The organism is Lysinibacillus fusiformis (assembly GCF_003049525.1).
Taxonomy (GTDB): domain Bacteria; phylum Bacillota; class Bacilli; order Bacillales_A; family Planococcaceae; genus Lysinibacillus; species Lysinibacillus fusiformis.
Genome location: NZ_PYWL01000013.1, coordinates 25,852 through 40,744, shown reverse-complemented (window position 1 = coordinate 40,744; position 14,893 = coordinate 25,852). Strand labels below are relative to the sequence as shown.

19 protein-coding genes and 1 pseudogene are annotated in these 14,893 nt (G+C 34.8%); 15 read left to right on the top strand and 5 right to left on the bottom strand.

All coding sequences use genetic code 11. The annotated features are described in order from the left end of the window. Positions 1 to 69: 69 nt before the first annotated feature. A complete protein-coding gene (locus tag C9J29_RS20285) occupies positions 70 to 633 on the bottom strand; it encodes a DUF7010 family protein (protein WP_089987252.1) in 564 nt (187 codons plus the stop codon). Between the two features lie 320 nt (positions 634 to 953). On the opposite strand from C9J29_RS20285, the gene C9J29_RS24425 reads away from it, so the two are divergent. The 3 genes from C9J29_RS24425 to C9J29_RS20275 all read left to right on the top strand — a co-directional run bounded on the left by C9J29_RS24425 (position 954) and on the right by C9J29_RS20275 (position 2,402). Further along, a complete protein-coding gene (locus C9J29_RS24425) occupies positions 954 to 1,115 on the top strand; it encodes a hypothetical protein (RefSeq protein ID WP_155269804.1) in 162 nt (53 codons plus the stop codon). A 328-nt stretch (positions 1,116 to 1,443) separates the two neighbouring features. Continuing rightward, positions 1,444 to 1,650, top strand: coding sequence for a hypothetical protein (locus C9J29_RS20280; protein WP_089987253.1), 207 nt, complete (start codon positions 1,444 to 1,446; stop codon positions 1,648 to 1,650). Between the two features lie 446 nt (positions 1,651 to 2,096). Beyond that, on the top strand, positions 2,097 to 2,402 hold the full coding sequence (locus tag C9J29_RS20275) for a hypothetical protein (protein WP_090002742.1): 306 nt from the start codon (positions 2,097 to 2,099) through the stop codon (positions 2,400 to 2,402). A 240-nt stretch (positions 2,403 to 2,642) separates the two neighbouring features. Here C9J29_RS20275 and C9J29_RS20270 read toward each other — a convergent pair whose 3' ends face one another. Further along, positions 2,643 to 3,998, bottom strand: a complete 1,356-nt coding sequence (locus tag C9J29_RS20270) for a lytic polysaccharide monooxygenase (RefSeq protein ID WP_090002754.1) — start codon at positions 3,996 to 3,998, stop codon at positions 2,643 to 2,645. 1,366 nt (positions 3,999 to 5,364) lie between these two features. Here C9J29_RS20270 and C9J29_RS20265 point away from each other — a divergent pair. After that, the gene (locus C9J29_RS20265; protein WP_089987255.1) at positions 5,365 to 6,084 is read left to right on the top strand and encodes a hypothetical protein; all 720 of its coding nucleotides are present in this window, start codon (positions 5,365 to 5,367) and stop codon (positions 6,082 to 6,084) included. A gap of 180 nt (positions 6,085 to 6,264) precedes the next feature. On the opposite strand, the gene C9J29_RS20260 is transcribed toward C9J29_RS20265, so the two are convergent. Continuing rightward, a complete protein-coding gene (locus C9J29_RS20260; protein ID WP_089987256.1) occupies positions 6,265 to 6,804 on the bottom strand; it encodes a hypothetical protein in 540 nt (179 codons plus the stop codon). 225 nt (positions 6,805 to 7,029) lie between these two features. Here C9J29_RS20260 and C9J29_RS20255 point away from each other — a divergent pair, with 225 nt between their 5' ends. The 11 genes and pseudogenes from C9J29_RS20255 to C9J29_RS24420 all read left to right on the top strand — a co-directional run bounded on the left by C9J29_RS20255 (position 7,030) and on the right by C9J29_RS24420 (position 13,749). Then, positions 7,030 to 7,350 (top strand): helix-turn-helix domain-containing protein, encoded by a 321-nt coding sequence (locus C9J29_RS20255; protein ID WP_107922698.1) that lies wholly within the window; start codon positions 7,030 to 7,032, stop codon positions 7,348 to 7,350. A gap of 125 nt (positions 7,351 to 7,475) precedes the next feature. Then, on the top strand, positions 7,476 to 8,348 hold the full coding sequence (locus C9J29_RS20250; RefSeq protein ID WP_089987257.1) for a GNAT family N-acetyltransferase: 873 nt from the start codon (positions 7,476 to 7,478) through the stop codon (positions 8,346 to 8,348). A 172-nt stretch (positions 8,349 to 8,520) separates the two neighbouring features. Further along, on the top strand, positions 8,521 to 8,655 hold the full coding sequence (locus C9J29_RS20245; protein WP_107922697.1) for a phage terminase small subunit-related protein: 135 nt from the start codon (positions 8,521 to 8,523) through the stop codon (positions 8,653 to 8,655). A gap of 5 nt (positions 8,656 to 8,660) precedes the next feature. Next, the gene (locus C9J29_RS20240) at positions 8,661 to 9,101 is read left to right on the top strand and encodes a hypothetical protein (RefSeq protein ID WP_107922696.1); all 441 of its coding nucleotides are present in this window, start codon (positions 8,661 to 8,663) and stop codon (positions 9,099 to 9,101) included. Then, a pseudogene (locus tag C9J29_RS20235) lies at positions 9,098 to 9,304 on the top strand (phage terminase large subunit); the annotation flags it as partial. The gene C9J29_RS20240 and the pseudogene C9J29_RS20235, both read left to right, overlap by 4 nt. Positions 9,305 to 9,563: 259 nt before the next feature. Further along, positions 9,564 to 9,851 carry a hypothetical protein gene (locus tag C9J29_RS24530; RefSeq protein WP_174804753.1) on the top strand — a complete coding sequence of 96 codons (288 nt, stop codon included), beginning with the start codon at positions 9,564 to 9,566 and terminating at the stop codon, positions 9,849 to 9,851. Positions 9,852 to 10,059: 208 nt separating this feature from the next. Continuing rightward, entirely contained in the window at positions 10,060 to 10,221 is a 162-nt protein-coding gene (locus tag C9J29_RS24525) for a hypothetical protein (RefSeq protein ID WP_237068888.1), read from the top strand. A gap of 71 nt (positions 10,222 to 10,292) precedes the next feature. After that, positions 10,293 to 10,886 carry a TetR/AcrR family transcriptional regulator gene (locus C9J29_RS20225; protein WP_008177378.1) on the top strand — a complete coding sequence of 198 codons (594 nt, stop codon included), beginning with the start codon at positions 10,293 to 10,295 and terminating at the stop codon, positions 10,884 to 10,886. A gap of 67 nt (positions 10,887 to 10,953) precedes the next feature. Then, on the top strand, positions 10,954 to 11,826 hold the full coding sequence (locus C9J29_RS20220) for an alpha/beta hydrolase (protein ID WP_043990298.1): 873 nt from the start codon (positions 10,954 to 10,956) through the stop codon (positions 11,824 to 11,826). Beyond that, the gene (gene lpdA / locus C9J29_RS20215; RefSeq protein WP_107922695.1) at positions 11,813 to 13,207 is read left to right on the top strand and encodes a dihydrolipoyl dehydrogenase; all 1,395 of its coding nucleotides are present in this window, start codon (positions 11,813 to 11,815) and stop codon (positions 13,205 to 13,207) included. The genes C9J29_RS20220 and lpdA overlap by 14 nt, the downstream gene beginning before the upstream one ends. A 404-nt stretch (positions 13,208 to 13,611) precedes the next feature. Continuing rightward, the gene (locus C9J29_RS24420) at positions 13,612 to 13,749 is read left to right on the top strand and encodes an acyl-CoA thioesterase (RefSeq protein WP_164908680.1); all 138 of its coding nucleotides are present in this window, start codon (positions 13,612 to 13,614) and stop codon (positions 13,747 to 13,749) included. Between the two features lie 55 nt (positions 13,750 to 13,804). Here the strand turns inward: C9J29_RS24420 and C9J29_RS25005 are convergent, their stop codons facing one another. Then, positions 13,805 to 14,050 carry a tyrosine-type recombinase/integrase gene (locus C9J29_RS25005; RefSeq protein WP_255319045.1) on the bottom strand — a complete coding sequence of 82 codons (246 nt, stop codon included), beginning with the start codon at positions 14,048 to 14,050 and terminating at the stop codon, positions 13,805 to 13,807. 43 nt (positions 14,051 to 14,093) lie between these two features. Next, a complete protein-coding gene (locus C9J29_RS20205; protein ID WP_164908720.1) occupies positions 14,094 to 14,729 on the bottom strand; it encodes a site-specific integrase in 636 nt (211 codons plus the stop codon). Positions 14,730 to 14,893 lie beyond the last annotated feature (164 nt).

Below are 14,893 nucleotides of genomic sequence, written 5' to 3'. Positions count from 1 at the left end.
TAGCATCAAGCACAATGATAAAGCAAATAACTCTTTCGGAATTTACTTATATAGTTTCTTCTTTAAAAATCACCTTATAACAGATGACGATACTGATTTGGCTTTAAGTTCTCCTTGAATTAAAGCAACGCCAATCCCATACACAATCGAAATAGCTAAAGGTACAAGTGTGAAAGCATAATCAACAAAGAAACCACCTAAGATAAGGGCCGAAAAACAGGTTCCTAAAGTAACGAATAAATAGGCTTTACTTTTATAAATCCATATGTATGGAAGAAAATGAGAGCCTGCAAGTAAACCAATTGTGAAGGGAAGGTATTCAGGTATTTTCATATACACGATGATAAATACAGGTATATAAAAAGCTTGAGGAGCTGCCACTATTCCTCCTAAAACTCCTAGAGGATTGTCTGTAGAATTTAAACTGACGCCGAGAATTTTACCAATGAACATGCCAATAGGGAAAATAGCGCCCAAACCAAATATCCAAATTAAACGGACAGCCTCTATTGGAAGAACAAAATACATGAGGGTGAAAATTAAAAAGACTAGGACGCCAGATAGTAGAATGGGGAATCCTTTTTTCGTTTCAGCTATAAGCTCATTTTGTAAATTTACAAGAGTTTTACTCATAAATGTACCACCTTTCATAAAATGGGGAGAAGATATTATAGTATAACAGTTCATTATTGTATTTACCTTAATTATCTCAAAAATGGTATTTTTTTCTGATTATTTAGCGGGGGATATAGGGAAAAGGCAATGGAGGGAAAACGTAAAAAATCATTCAAATGAAGGGGTAGCCAGCATCGCATTCGTCAGTTGTTCTTCCATCACATTCTTTTGAAAACGAAACGTTCATAATCACAATATGAAGCATTTGGATATGTTATGATCAAATTTGTGAAAAATGTTTACGAACGGTCAGTATGTTAAATGAATTAGGGGGACAGATGATGGATAATCAATATTTCGTAGGTTGGGGTACATTAGCATTAATCAATGCTGGATTGGCGCAAGGGAAGAATAGAAGAGGGTTAAATTGGTTCTTACTTTCTCTTATATTAGGTCCAATCGCCACACTAATTTTGTTATTTGTTGAAAAGAGACCGTAATACACCTTCAGCATCGAGAATTCGCCAATGAAGGTTAAAAATTTTTTACCTTGTGGTGATTCTATTGATTTCAACTAGAAATAAAACTACTATGTTTTACGGGGAAATAAGTATAGAAATATTGTTGACGGATCGCCGTATGCGATGAAAGTCGCCTGTACGGTGAAGGCTCGTTATAAAGCATCTGAATGTATAAGACGAGAATAGCATTTTAGTAGGGCTAGATAAAACTTCTGTAAGTGGAACTAGTGCTAATTCAGTTACATTTGAAGTAGGAGAAGACATTTATCTTTCTCATAGTCTAATTAAAGTTATCGATGGATCTAATATGATTAGCCATTTTGATGACGACTCTCAAGATCTCATTACTTCTGCAATATGGAATGACACCGATAAATCTATCGTAGTTTTACTGGACAACAATGCAAGCATTGGTCAAAAAATTACATTTACAAAGGGCAATAAACAAAATTTATCTGGTAATAAAATGACAAGAGACATTATTGCAACATTCAACGGAGTTAATTGGGAATAAGAATGGACCTCACCTTATTAGGTGGGGTTTTTCTTTCATAAAATTTAAATGTCGTACAGAAAAGGTGAGGTTGATGATAAAAATTCAATTTTGGTAAAGGTTAAAAATTCTTTACCTTCTGAAAATCCTATACAACTACTTTTGATCCAAGTTAAATAAGTTTTTTTAATGTGGCCTCACCTATAATAATTAGGTGGGCTTTATTTTACCTCAGTTAGGCAACCTTAGTTATGTTGTTTATGGTATTAAGAAGGTTGAGTACGATTTTAAAGGTAAAGAGTTCTTTACCTTGTTGAAATTCTATTGAATATATTTAGAAATAAAACTACTATGTTTACGGGGAAATAAGTATAGAAGTATAGTTGACGGATCGCCGTATGCGATGAAAGTCGCCTGTACGGTGAAGGCTCGTTATAAAGCATCTAAATGTATAAGACGAGAATAGCGTGCCAGGTGCACCTTTAGTTACTTTGGGAACAACAAATAATAAAGATGGCTTTTCTGTATTATTTTCAGAAACAGTCCATATGCAATTGGCAGGATGGTCTGGCTTAATGGTACAAGAAGAATTTCGTCCTGATGAGACAGTTCCATACAATAACTTTGATTTTAAAGTGGACATCCATTCAACTACTGGTGAAATTAGCCTCCTATTTGGTGTTCAACAAGTAAATAGTACAATAAGCATATATAAAGCAATTTACAATGAAGTTTCTGAAACATGGAGTTTGGTAGAAATTACAGCTCCATAATTAATTTAGATGAACCTCAGCTGATGGGGTTATTTCTTACAGCAATAGTCTAAACGTTGCGGTGAAAACTCTTTTCAATCATCAAACGGTTTCTTCATTGAAATTATATGTAGCGAACTTGTTGTGTAATCTCCTTGGATTATTAGCGTGTAAAAAGCAGCTTGCATGCAAGCTGCTTTTACTTCAATAATTTCTATTGGAACAAAACGATACTGAATTCTCTTACTAGAAAACTAATTTTTATTTAATTTCTTTCCATAAAGACAAAGCGTTTATCCAATTTGGATCTCCATAGCCTTGATAGCTTTGAACCGCTTCATAATTCTTACCTTGATACTCTACCTTATCACCTTTTTTGTATGCCTTGAATGGACTCCATTGCTCATAAGAAGTACTTTGCTCTTTAGTTGTTACAGTTAAAATGGAACTTTTAATAGATTCATTCCCAGCTACATCTACAGCAGTTACTGCATATATATAGGAAGTATTTGATTGAAGATTCATATCCATAAATGATGTGATTGTTGAAGTCCCAACAGCAGTCATTTGTTCTTTTGTTGTCCCTCTATATATAACATAATGGTCAACGCCTACATTATCCTCTGAAGCACCCCACATTAAGTCGACACTTGAAGAAGTGATTCCCATTGTATGTAGTGAAGTTGGTTGAGTAGGCGATTCTGTATCTGGAGCAGCATGCAATGTTTCTACAACTAGAGATTCACTTACTGTAGAAACATTCCCAGCTGCATCTACTGCCTTTACTGAGTAAGTATATTTTGTATTGGAATTCAAATTTTTATTTGTGAATGTCGTTCCTGGAACAGTTGCAACTACTTTGCTATCACGTAATACTTGATATTCTTTCACACCTACATTATCTGTAGAAGGGTTCCATTTTAGCTCGGCACTAGTAGAAGTAACTTTTGTTGTATGTAATCCATTTGGCTGAGTTGGGGCTTCCGTATCTACATTGCCACCATTATTCACCAAATTTACATCAATCACATTATAGAACGCATTTGAAGTGTCAGCGACATCCCAAACGGCTAGGATCACGTGATAGCCACTACGATCTGTTGGCACATTAATAGTATGAGTTAAATTAGTCGATGCAGCAGAACCATTATGTGCTACAGTTCCAATTGGCTCAAGATCAGCGCGGGTTAATGGTTTATTAGGATTCCAATCATGTTTAGTAATATAATAGTGCCATTTGCTTGTTAAATGTGGTGCAGTATACTTCCATGTAAACGTATTGGGACCTCCCGTAATTGTATTCTTAAACCAGCGATCTGTCGTTTGTTGATCAAGGATACCACCAAAAAGACCTCCTGCAGATGCAATTTTTCCATCCATCGGTCCACTTTGCGGAAATCCTTTAGGCGCCTCTAGGCTCTGTGGTTCATACATTATGCTTCCACACATTAAGTTAAGTGCCCCATAATTTTGAGTACATAAGGCTGCACGGCTAGCTGGTTTTTCAACAAATCCATGTGCATATGCATTTGGAGCTGTCGAAATCCCTATGATTCCGGCTGCTAATAGGGCAGCACTCAGACCTTTTTTGCTTAATTTTGTAAATTTAGTGTTCATCATCCATCGTCTCCTTATTTTGAAATTGTATTGCGACTAGTATGATAGCAATAGATTAATAATTATTCAAACTACGGATAAATAATACAATAGTTTTATTTTACAAAAAAACATTTTTGTAATAATGTAGGTATAAAGTGCTTGTTTAGCTGAAAATGTTATTTTAATAAGCTAATTTCTATTAAAAAAAGCTATAAATTCTAATAAAATATTTAAATTTGTCTATTTTCGTACTAATTGATATTATTCCGAACTATACAGCCGATTGGGCTTGGAAAGCTCATTAGACATGTCAATAAAGGACAGACTAAGTTTCGCCCCGTAGTAACAAACCAATAGCATCCCAAGAAGTGGAAGAAGTGGCGCAATCACCGCAAAAAGTTGTATTTGGACTATAAAGAAAACCCATTTATGAGGTTACAGGGTAGAAGCAATAAGTTGAATAGGGGATATTAACTTGGGTGGTCATTAACTTTAGATGGCTTATTGCATGGATACGCAGCGTATATTTATGATGAAGATAGTGTTGATAGCTGGGTGACGGAAGTAACCCAATGTTTGGGCTCCCCAAGGGAAAATATTTAATTCGAATGCCTAAGTCTTTTCAAATGATATACCCTAATCAATTATCAAGGTCGTTGAGGATTATCAACTTTTTGTTAAGCAAATTCAACATGCAAGTCAAGGGATTTTAAAATATTTAGGTTTGACCCTACAAAAGAAGCAGAAGTCTGGAGAGAATTTCCTAATAAAGACGGCTTTGATACATATAGTACGGATTATCATTTTATCAGTGCTTTACAGGGTACTGATGAATTAGATTGGATTCGAATAGGAGAGGCATCCTTTGTACTTGCAAACGACTATGGAGATTAGAAAAATCGGATTATTCAAAATTTTTTTCAAAGCCCGTTGTAGAATTAGCTGTCAGAATAACAATGCCCCATATAGACATATAAAATGAAAATCACAAGTGCAATTGCAAAAAATCTGTGAGTTCGGCTGTATTTATGTTGGAGACATTCAATAATGAAACAATGAAAATAGTGATTTTGAAGGTTTGAAAACTATCCCACTTAATCGTTTCATAAGCGTAATGATTTTTATTAACATCTGAAAAATTCCCAACTACAGTGTTAAAAAATGCCCAGCAATCAATTAATTTTGAGCCAGGGCATTTTTTAATGAACATATGTTAACGCTATCATTTTAGAAGATAACTACAATTTATCTACTTATTATAATGTCATTGTCCAATTTCCATCGGCTGATATATCAAAGAAATAAATTTAGCTATTGTAACTATCATTACAGCTCTGGTGAATTCTCCCCGAATTATGTATATTTGTGTATAAGGAGGGATTAGATGAAAAGAATTCTTCACCTAATAATCATTTCATTAGTTGGAATATATTTCTTGTATGGTTTATCTAGCACATTTTTAAACACTAAAGGATATAATGGTGCGGACATTATAATTTCAGCTATTGTATTGGTACTTGTTGCTCTATTTGGGGGATTTTTAATTCTACTTTATGGAAGAACCTATAGTGCTGAAGCTATAAAAGCACGCAAACAAAGAGAAGCTAATAGAAAGAGAGAACAATTTGATGCAGAGAGTAAAGTACTTGGTTCAAGAGCTCGACAACAACTTTTCAATGCAGATTTATGTATTAAAGTAAAACATACAGCTGGTTTACCAATTGCTGAAGGTGCTGAAATCTTTGTGTACAGATGCACAGATAAAGTCATTTTTGAAAGGGGTCAAGACACAATCGAGTTAGATATAAATAAAGTTACCGATATTCTAATAAAAACAGATGTTGAGATTCAAAAAAGTTGGGTAAGTAGTGCTGGAGGAGCTATAGCGGGGGATAATGTTTTTGGTTCGTTAGGTGCTATAATTGGTGGACGAGCAAAAGAAAAAACGAGCACTGTCATAGAAAAGTATTTAATTTTTGCTTATGAAAAGAATGATGGACAAAAATATATATCTTTGGAAGTTACTAATGAACCTAATGCAAACTTATTTAATTCAAATTATTACAATCTCTCCAATAACGAAAGAAGATTTACGAGTCTTTAGAGTGCCAAAATTGGTGCTCTTTTTTGTATTGGAAATTAGCTTTGAATAGTATAGAAAAGAATTGTAAATGCGGCTACAGATCAACAAAGACCAAGACAGCTAAATGATATGCCGTCGTGGTCTTAATTATAAAAAATTTCTTCTATATGTATTGTAAGAAATGATTTATAGATATCCATATTAATATTTCCTTTTTGTAATCAATCCAAATTCATAAATAGCTTCTAGCTTGCCATTATTAAATTCTAAACTTACCATAGAATTTTCTTCTACACCGTTTTTTCCTCTATAATTAAGTTTATTTTCATCTTTGTGCAATGCACCATATCCTACGATTTCTTTTACGGTATCTTCACTCATACCAATTTTGAGCTTTTGAAACATTTCGGGCGTAATGGTTGAAACTTGTTTTGTCGGTTTTACCTCTTCTGAAAAGATCATTTCTATCGATTGTCCGATTATCAATAACCCTATTATACTAATCAAAATTAAGGCGATTTTTTTAGGCCATTTTGATGGAGCTACCTCTCTATAATAATAGGTTTTGTTTTCTGACTCTCTGACTTTTTCTGAATGATTATATTCTAAATAAGTTTCTTTTTCTATTATTGTATAATCTTCTGAAACTGCACCACAATATTCACATACGTATATATCTATATTTTCTTTGTAGAATTTTTTATATGAATTTGCAGCTAAACAGTTAGGGCAATTTTTCATAAATCCCTCTCCTTAACTTTTGATGAGCCATTTACCATTTTAAGCAATCTTATTATGTGCGTACATAACGAAAAAGTATAGGTATTCACTAATTTTGCCTTCTAAATATACTAGTTTTTAACCTCTCAATCTCTTCTTCTAATTACTATTTTAGGAAACTCAGCATGAATTGTATAGTTGTAAATTGAGAATAAAAAATTAGACTAGTAAGGTGGGAGAAAACTGATGAATATTTTTGATCTCGTTGTTGCCATAGTTGGTGAGGATCCAGTGACATTACCGAAGGCTAGTGGAGGTACAAGTGATCAAGTGTATACAGAAGTACAACATCGTGTATATTCGCTAAATTATCGTATTAAGGAATATGAGCAAAAGATTGCGGAGGTGCATAACCGCATTCCATTTGTAGAAGGGGATAGAGAGGTTGAAGTCCTCCATAGATTACTAGATGGGAATAGCATGCGTTCAATTGGAAAGCAAATGAGATTATCTAGTATGACAATTTTTAGAGTAAGGAAGTATATTTTGAGTCAGATGATGAAGTAGCCGAAAGGTTACTTCTTTTTTGTTATTTTTAAAAGTATTGTTTCTTCAACTGAAGGAGCAATTTAGTTGAACAAGGGTAGATGGTAAATTATGATAAGAATAGAAATAAAGTAGGGGGATTTCTAATGTATACAGACAATAAAAAAGTTTTGAAATTAGTGGAATTTGATAAAAATGATGTCTTAGGCTTAGTAGAACTTTCTACATCAGTTGGCTGGGATTATGATGAACAGGAAATTAGAACTATTTTGTCATCTGGTAAAATATACGGACATAAAAATGCTGTGGGGAAAATTGTTTCGAGTGCTGCAATAATACCTTATGATACTGATTTAGCTTCAATAGGTATGGTTATTGTTAATGAAGAATATAGAGGTTTAGGCTTAGGGAAGAATGCTACTCAGAAGTGTATAGACAGTGTTTCTCAAAATACCTCTATAATGTTAATTTCAACAGATAATGGAAAACCTTTATATGAAAATTTGGGTTTTATTACTGTCGATTCTGTACATAAGTATTTAAGCGATAATTATATTCCAACTAGATTGTTTAATAATCTTCAAGAAATTACTCTAGAGAGCTACCAAGAGAAAGACATTAATGAAATTATTGAATTAGATTCAGCTGCATTTGGAGATAAGAGGGGGAATTTGCTTCTTAACAGGATAAATCAATCCAAACAATGTTTAGTTGTTAGAAATCTAAAGGGGAAGATTATTGGATTTGGAATATCTATATTAGGTCCAGAAAATCTATTAATAGGACCTATTGTAGCACCAAATTCACAAACAGCTGCTTTAATAATAGATGGGTTAGTTATTAATCATCAAGGAAAGATAAGGATTGATGTGTCATCCAGTAATGACGAGTTAATGTTCTTCTTGGAGAAAAGTGGATTTATTAAAGTTAGTAATCCTCCAATAATGATAAAGAACTCTATTAAAATGCCATATAGGAATAAAGAGTTGTTTGCTATTGCTGCACAAATTTTTGGTTAGGGATACCAACATCCGTATTCAACTAACAGAAGCTTTTAATAAAGTTGTTAATGTAACGTTTGGAACAAATATAACAAAAGGAACAAATGTAAAACATGTAGCATGTTTTGTGATAGGAAAAATATGATGTAAACTCGGAGGGAGGTCGGCGCGAGGTGGGGATGTATGAGATATGGCTAGACCAAGAAATCCGAAACGTGATGAAGCATTTCAAATGTGGCTTGAAAGCAAAGGGCAAATGCTCCTGAAGGATATTGCAGAGCAGTTAGAATTATCCGATTCGCAAATTCGAAAGTGGAAAAACTAAGATAAATGGAAGCCATGAACGAACGTTCTCCAGCTGATTTAATCTGGGATCAAATACAGATTCAGTATGCTGCAATCATAAGGGCACAACGAATCATGCACGTTACAGATAAAGGTGAAATGATTAAGGAGCTCAAAAAGGCAAAGTACGAATACTATCCACGTTCTAAGGAAGAAGGTGGTGGTGTGGAGCAAGCTACAATCGAAGAAGAATACAACTTGCAATTCGCAGGGGAACGACAGGCGCAACTACTCACTGCTCAATCGAGAGCAGTTGGGGAGTTGCGTTCTTCTATTCGTCAGTTTGTTGAGAGGGCAGATCAGGATGACGAGCTCAGGATTAAACTTGAGCAGATGCAGTTGAACATTGATAAGACTAAAGCTGAAATGGAAAAGCTTGATGAAAAAGGTGAAGGACCTATGGAAATTGTCATCAAGAGAAAGTGAGAAGGGATGATTTCCTATTCGACTGGAGTTGCAAAACTCAACTTTTAGTCGGTGGGTATGGTTCTTCTAAATCATATCGTGTGGCACTCAAAATACTTTTAAGGTTGTTAGAAGAAAAACGTACAGCTCTTGTCGTCCGTGAAGTTTACGATACGCATAGAGAAAGTATGTTTTCTTTGTTTACAGAGATCATAGAAGACTTAGGGTTATCTGGCTACATGCTTTATTACGCATGGTTGTAGATCATGAGAATAAGTGTGGTATGGGCTGGATGATTATGATGTTGCCAGTGTGAAAGGGGTCAATTCAAAATAAGGAAGTGGTACAGTGAACGAATACATTGCTTATATCGATGAGAAAGGCGTTACACCTCTTTTACTCGATAAGCTAATTTCAGAAACAAAAGCAGAACGTAACAAATGATTACTCTACTACAATTGGTATAAAGCTGAACTATTAGCAGTGCCAATTTTAACACGTAAACCAACCGATTATGCGCAAGGTAATGACCATGCAGTTCGTGTTGACGACAAGGTGAACAATACTCTTAATAATCCTTTAGATGCTGAAATAATAGATACAAAGGTTGGCCCCATGTTCGGTAATCCAATTTCATACGTAGTAAACAAGCAAGTTCAAAGTCTCTCTATGTTTCAGTTGATGATAAAGAGGTTATTTAAGCAATTCCTTTCAATCGTAACGCTTGGCATTGCGGAGACGGCGGAGGCAGTAATGATCCTAACACTTTAAAGAAAGGTAATCGTATTTCTATTGAGTAGAAATTTGCTACAGCAAAAGTGGTGGTGTTCGTAATGGAGTTGCAGAAGAAAATGCAGTTCAGGCATTTCAAAATTATTGAAACAGTATGGCTGGGTATTGAGCGAGTGAAGAAGTACCAGGATTGGTCAGGGAATATTGTTCACATCGAATATTAAGTGAAGAACGGTGGGATAGTTTCTTGAAACGAATTGAAAATGCTATGAATGAGAAAAATGATTTAATTGAAAAGGATGATGATACTATGAAATTTACTAACAAAACACTTAAAGCTGCAGTTCGTGACTATCTCAAACAAGCAGTGTACAAAAAGCTGATTGATAAATCACATCTTGCATGTTAAATAGTTGTTGAAATTATATTCAAGTTCTTATATATTAAAAGAGACTAAAGGGTATCTTTTTGGAGGTTTAAATGAAAAAAGGTGAATTAACTAGGCGCAATATTATTCGAAAATCTTCTGCGATTTTTAACAAAAAAGGTTACATGACAACAACGATGAGTGACATTATTCAGGAAACAAATATTCAAAAAGGGGGGATATATCGACACTTTAAGGATAAAGAGCAGTTGATGGTTGAGTCTTTTCATTTTTCAACTGAAATCATGCAGGAGCATTTAAAGATGAGTGTTTCAATACACGAACATGCAACAGATAAATTAATCGCATTTGTGGAGGCTTTTCTACAATTAAGTTCAGGAAAACCCATAGTAGGTGGATGTCCTATTTTTAACGCAGCTATAGAAATGGATGATTTAGAAGGGAGTACATTACTGCCATCGATCAAAGAAGCTATGGATATGTTGATAATGTGGATAATGAATATTATAGAGGATGGAATTAAGCATCAGGAGTTGAAGCAGTCAGTGCAGCCGTACGACACTGCGATTTATATTGTGTCAACACTTGAAGGCGGGCTCGTCTTAGATAGATTAAAGAATGATGGACAATTAACAGAGATCATAATAAATAATTTGAGGCAATATATCGCAATGATTGCTAACTAGCGGCATTAAAGCCGTCTTTTTTATAATCAAAAAGAGACCGTTCGGTATCTTGTGTGGAGGTGTTTTTATGAAATATTTCTTATTCGTTGCTTTCATAACAATTATTTTCTCTCTAAGGAGATATATCATTCTTCATATTTTTACACCGAAAATGAAAGAGTGTAAAAAATACCCGAATTCGACTTATGAAAACATTGAAATAGAACTCGGCATTGGGACAGTTCGAGGATGGCTTATTAAAAGTGAGCAGGCAAGAGGTTGTTTTCTACTGATTCACGGGTGGAGCTCTAATAAATCAGACATGTTGCGGTATGTCGATCCCTTATTAGCTAACGGTTATGACGTAATAATTGTGGATGTTATTGGTCATGGGGAAAGTGAGTCAAAACAAAAACAAGTAAGTATTGCATCGTTTGTTCAAAGTATAACATCAACGATAGATTATGTATGGACGAGACCAGATATTAATAGTAATGCGATCTACGTTTTAGGACATTCAATGGGGGGGATTGCTGCAAGTATTGTGAATTCTACAGATTTTAGGTTACAAGCACTTATTACCGATTCAATGCCTACATCATTAAAAAGTATTAGCAAATCAATGGCAGAGAAAGTAAAAATACCGTATATTCCTTTTGGCTGGCTATTTGTCAGTTGGTTTTTATTACGGGGAGGTGTTTTTTTAAAAGCAAGAAGAGAATGGTGTTTAGAAAATATATTAAAAACACAACAGTCCCCAGCTCTAGCCATACACTCAATTAAGGACAAAAAAGTGCCTATTTCAAATGTGGATGTCCTAATAAAAGATAGTAATTTTAAACAAGTAATTAAAGTTGTAACAAAAGGTCACCATAATTGTGTGAAAGATGAATTTTTTTGGGATAATGTTTTTCATTTTATAACAAGTAATGAGGGGGAAATAATAGATGAAGTATATTGATACACTTGTGATTGGTGCAGGCCCAGGAGGATACGTGGCGGCTATCCGTGCTTCTCAAATGAAGCAAAACGTAACAATTGTAGAGCGAGAGTATTTAGGAGGAGTTTGCTCAAATGTCGGCTGTATCCCATCAAAAGTACTGATTTCAGTAGGTCACCGTTTTGAGCAAGCAAAGCATTCAGATGATATGGGTGTTGTTGCACAAGAAATAAAACTTGACTGGACAAAAGTGCAAGAATTCAAAAAAGGCGTAGTTTCTAAATTAGTAGGTGGTGTTGAAAGTCTATTAAAAGGCAACAAAATTGATATCGTGAAAGGTGAAGCATCCTTCATAGATGCAAACACTGTACGTGTCATCGACGGCGACAACTCACAAACTTACACATTCAAAAATGCAATCCTTGCGACAGGTTCTCGACCAGTTGAAATTCCAACATTCAAATTCACTGAACGCGTAATCAACTCAACTGGTGCACTTTCTTTACTAGAAGTACCACAAAAATTAGTTGTTATTGGTGGTGGTTATATCGGTACTGAGCTAGGATCTGCTTACGCTAACTTAGGTTCTCAAGTAACAATCATTGAAGGTGGCAAAGACATCTTAGCTGGTTTTGAAAAGCAAATGACACAAGTTGTGAAAAAAGGCTTAAAGAAAAAAGGCGTGGAAGTTATTGTTGGCGCATCAGCTAAAGGCGTGGAAGAAAATGAAAACGGCGTAGTTGTAACGTATGAAGCTGGTGGAGAAGAAAAAACAGTTGAAGCGAACTATGTATTAGTCACTGTAGGCCGTCGTCCAAATACAGATGAAATGGGTCTTGAAGCAGTAGGCATCAAATTCGCAGAACGAGGTTTATTAAAAGTTGACAAACAATGCCGTACTTCAGTACCAAATATTTATGCAATTGGCGATATCATATCTGGCCCACAACTTGCGCATAAAGCTTCTTATGAAGGTAAAGTAGCTGCAGAAGCAATTGCTGGCGAAAAGTCAATCGTAGATTACTTAGCAATCCCGGCTGTCTGCTTTACGGATCCAGAACTTGCAACTGTTGGCTACAATGAAAAGCAAGCAAAAGCAGAAGGTATCGAGGTGAAAGTAGCAAAATTCCCATTTGCTGCAAACGGCCGCACATTAACTTTAAACACAGCAGAAGGTTTTGTGAAACTTGTTGTACGCAAAAAAGATGAGGTATTAATCGGTGCTCAAATCGTAGGTGATGGTGCATCTGATATGATTGCTGAGATGGGTCTTGCAATCGAAACGGGCATGACTGCTAAAGATATATCTTTAACACTTCACGCTCACCCAACTTTAGGTGAGATTACAAGGGAAGCTGCTGAGGTAATTATAGGGAGGCAAACTCATATTATGAAAGCATAATTTTGCTTTAATAGAAAGTTTGATCAAAGATACTAATCTTCCTGCTAAATGAACAAAAAGAAAAAGTTAGTAAAAGTTTATCCTTTGAGAATGAATTGTATCAACACTGGTAGATGTTGTCATTATAATAAAAAGAATATAAAAATCACTCTCATTAAGAGAAGTGATTTTTATATTTTTAGCACCTGCCCAGCATCTTTCGTTTTTTAATGTTTGTTCCTGAGTGTACCCCAATTAAGCAGTGTACAACTGGCAAAAAAGGAAACCAACATTTTTTAAAAATATTTTTTTGATCTAATTTTAAATCTTCGTAGAAATACATATTTTAACTTCTTCTAATCAATAGAGCAAAAACCCCAGCAAATCAACATTTTTACGCTATAATGTAGGACGAGGTGAAGAAAATGTTTGTGAGTGAAAAACAGATTGAGATTCGATATGCAGAGACAGACCAAATGGGCGTTATCTACCATGCGAACTACATCATTTGGATGGAAAAAAATAAAACGTTGATATATGAGGGAGGGGAGGGGTCACAGTAAAAGCGAACCACAAAAAGTACCCCAATTTGATGAGAAATCGCTATTAACTTTTATTTTATCCATTTGCAAACTGGTTCATTAGATCGATAGATTTAATTTCGTCTTTTTCAAATGAATGTACATATACTTTTAATATAGTATTTGAGTTATCTCCAAGTATTTTTGCCACTGTAACAAGTGTTTCCCCACGTGCCAGTAAAATGGAAGCAACTGTATGTCTTAATCCATGTGGAGAAATTCTTCTTAAGTTATATTTAGTACAAATCATGTCTAATGCATCTTCAACATAAGTTAATCCTATTGGATTACAACCTTGTCGTGAAATGAAAACAAAATCCTCGTCTTTATGGCATGCTGTTTTCCCATTTCTTCTTTATACACCAGGCTTTATAAATTTTTAACTGCGAATATAATTCATTATTCATACTTACTTTTCGATAACCGTTATCGCTTTTTGGCGGACCAAGACCTGTTCTTGTTCTAGCTTTGTTTATCGTAATAGATTTTGCTTTAAAATCAAGGTCATTCCATGTTATTCCCATCATTTCGCCTTTCCGCATTCCTGTCATTGCTAAAGTAAGAATAGCAGTATATCTAGTAGTAGGATCGTTATCTTTCACGCATGATAGAAAAGTTTTTAATTCTTCCTCAGTATAAAAATTTGCTTTATCCCCAGTAGGTGCGGCGCTAAAATCCATCTTCGTAAAACAATCTTTCGGCTGGATTTCTTCCTCGACAGCATATGAAACAGCTGACTTAAAAACTCTAAATATCTCCTGTATGGTTGCACGTTTTAACTTATAAGAAACCAATTTATCAATTAATTCCCTTTGAAGAGTCATTTTTGTGGGTTTTTGTAACTTGTGATTGCCGATAGGTGGTTTTATATGATTGTTATATGACTCTTGATAATGTATATACGTACCAGGACGCCATACACTTTTCTTCATATCAAGCAAAGTCACAAAATCAAGTATCAAAGCAAGCTTCTCCTGAAACATCCTGAAATGCTTTGTTAAAAAAATGGGACCTGAAATCCAACATGCTTTACCAAAACACATGGATGCTGATCGCATTGCTCGAATCGCTTTAACAGCAGTTCGAACACAACTCCAAAATTACTAGACTGCGACCAATTCAGTCT

Coding starts and splice junctions, on each gene's coding strand:
- C9J29_RS20285 (WP_089987252.1), bottom strand. CDS start 633: ATGAGTAAAACTCTTGTAAATTTACAAAATGAGCTTATAGCTGAAACG.
- C9J29_RS24425 (WP_155269804.1), top strand. CDS start 954: ATGATGGATAATCAATATTTCGTAGGTTGGGGTACATTAGCATTAATC.
- C9J29_RS20280 (WP_089987253.1), top strand. CDS start 1,444: ATGATTAGCCATTTTGATGACGACTCTCAAGATCTCATTACTTCTGCA.
- C9J29_RS20270 (WP_090002754.1), bottom strand. CDS start 3,998: ATGAACACTAAATTTACAAAATTAAGCAAAAAAGGTCTGAGTGCTGCC.
- C9J29_RS20265 (WP_089987255.1), top strand. CDS start 5,365: ATGAAAAGAATTCTTCACCTAATAATCATTTCATTAGTTGGAATATAT.
- C9J29_RS20260 (WP_089987256.1), bottom strand. CDS start 6,804: ATGAAAAATTGCCCTAACTGTTTAGCTGCAAATTCATATAAAAAATTC.
- C9J29_RS20255 (WP_107922698.1), top strand. CDS start 7,030: ATGAATATTTTTGATCTCGTTGTTGCCATAGTTGGTGAGGATCCAGTG.
- C9J29_RS20250 (WP_089987257.1), top strand. CDS start 7,476: ATGTATACAGACAATAAAAAAGTTTTGAAATTAGTGGAATTTGATAAA.
- C9J29_RS20245 (WP_107922697.1), top strand. CDS start 8,521: ATGGCTAGACCAAGAAATCCGAAACGTGATGAAGCATTTCAAATGTGG.
- C9J29_RS20240 (WP_107922696.1), top strand. CDS start 8,661: ATGGAAGCCATGAACGAACGTTCTCCAGCTGATTTAATCTGGGATCAA.
- C9J29_RS20225 (WP_008177378.1), top strand. CDS start 10,293: ATGAAAAAAGGTGAATTAACTAGGCGCAATATTATTCGAAAATCTTCT.
- C9J29_RS20220 (WP_043990298.1), top strand. CDS start 10,954: ATGAAATATTTCTTATTCGTTGCTTTCATAACAATTATTTTCTCTCTA.
- lpdA (WP_107922695.1), top strand. CDS start 11,813: ATGAAGTATATTGATACACTTGTGATTGGTGCAGGCCCAGGAGGATAC.
- C9J29_RS24420 (WP_164908680.1), top strand. CDS start 13,612: ATGTTTGTGAGTGAAAAACAGATTGAGATTCGATATGCAGAGACAGAC.